This is a genomic window from Candidatus Thiosymbion oneisti, from assembly GCF_900092655.1.
GTDB lineage: Bacteria > Pseudomonadota > Gammaproteobacteria > Chromatiales > Chromatiaceae > Thiosymbion > Thiosymbion oneisti.
In genome coordinates, this window is record NZ_FLUY01001473.1 from 1 (window position 1) to 1,748 (window position 1,748).

Below are 1,748 nucleotides of genomic sequence, written 5' to 3' on the forward strand. Positions count from 1 at the left end.
CAGGCTGAGTGTTCTCGTTCCCAGGCGCTGCGTGGGAACCAGAGACCGGGAGCGGGGCTTTTGCGACACCCTCCCCAGGAACGGGGTGGGCAAGCCGCGAATCGCATCTGTGGACGCTGGGCATGCCCGACACGGGTGTTGGGCACGGGCCATTCATTGATGCGGTTCGCGCCACCTGGCAGTGCCATCCTGAAGGATTTCCCACGCTCACCACATCCTACACAGGCTAAAGGCACCCGCGGAACCTCGACACCGGGTATTTACCCACATGGCCGATTGCGCCGGATGTTCGCTGGTCGCCTGGCATTTAGTATCATTCCCATGAAAGGTAAGCACCGGGAAACGCTGAAAAGGATCTACTCCAGGCCCGTAAGCGCGAACATCCAGTGGCGTGACACCGAGGCCCTGTTGCTTACGCTAGGTGCTGAGGTGATTGAGCGCAAGGGATCGCGCGTTGAGGTATTTTTTGTTTAACGAGGTGCGGGTATTCCACCGTCCGCATCCGAGGCCGACCACCGACAAGGGTGCCGTGGCCAGCATTCGCCGGTGGCTCGAGGAAAATGGCGTAACACCATGATTAACCTAATGGAAATCGACGGCTATAAAGCCACTATCGAGTATGATCCGGAGATTGAAATGTATCGGGGGGAATTCGTCCGGCTCAACGGTGGGTCGGATTTCTACGCCGCCGATATCGAGGGCCTGCGACGAGAGGGCGCAGCCTCGCTGCGAGTTTTCCTGGAGGCCTGTCAGAAGCGCGGAATCGAGCCCCGGAAGCCCTATTCGGGAAAATTCAATGTGCGCATGCCTACCGAAATGCACGCCGGGATAGCTGAGCCACCGCTCAGCTACGAACCGGAAAGCGGAGAATCGACGATTGATTCCAAAGTCCGATCTCATTAACGAGACCGCACCGTATCTCCTTCAAGGCAGCCGCACGTTAGAACCAGTGTAAGGCGGATAAGCTTGCGCCATCCGCCGTATGCCGACCACCTCCGTCGCCCTGGCCTGACCCGACCTAGGGGCTTGATTTTCGTGATGAGTTGGCTCAATTGAGAACATCCCCTAGCACAGGCAAGCAGAACACCCCGGACCCATTGGGGTTCACACGCTCAAGGGTTTTGCCCCATGGCTAACGGCAAGGTCACCGGGTGGCGCCGCATCATCAGGGCCTTTGGTTTTTCCATGCAGGGTTTCAAGCGCTGCTACCAGCTGGAAGAGGCATTTCGCCAAGAGGTGTGGGCGCTTATCCTGCTGGTGCCGCTGGGCCTCTGGCTCGGAGAGACCCCGCTGGAACGGGCGATGCTGGTCGGCAGCCTGCTGATCGTACCGATCGTCGAGCTGCTCAACTCCGCCATCGAGGCCAACGTGGATCGGGTTGGCCTGGAACGCCACGAGCTCTCCGGGCGGGCCAAGGATATCGCCTCCGCCGCCGTCTTTCTCAGCATCGCCTTTGCCGCCGCGATCTGGGGCCTGTTACTGATTCCTAAGTGGATGTGAAAGTAGTGTTTTAACTTTGTACAAAAACCGGAAACAAGAACCACGAATTAGCACGAATGCTTCCGGACCGGCACAACAAGCCCCTCTCCCGCCGAGGGTGTCGCAAAAGCCCTTTCGAACCACAGTACCAACAAAGTTAAGACACTACCGACGTAAAAAACCATGACTGAGCCTGAGGTATCCCCACATTATTGCAATCTAAAACAACGAGTTATGGAGCGAATGAGCGGCCACGATGCCCTAATGGC

Annotated in this window: 2 protein-coding genes; both read left to right on the forward strand. The window is 57.8% G+C overall.

The window, feature by feature from the left end; all coding sequences use genetic code 11:
- The first annotated feature begins 585 nt into the window (after positions 1–585).
- Entirely contained in the window at positions 586–903 is a 318-nt protein-coding gene (locus tag BQ17_RS15185; protein ID WP_218068298.1) for a type II toxin-antitoxin system HicB family antitoxin, read from the forward strand.
- A gap of 225 nt (positions 904–1,128) precedes the next feature.
- A complete protein-coding gene (locus BQ17_RS15190) occupies positions 1,129–1,500 on the forward strand; it encodes a diacylglycerol kinase (protein WP_089728472.1) in 372 nt (123 codons plus the stop codon).
- Positions 1,501–1,748: the final 248 nt, after the last annotated feature.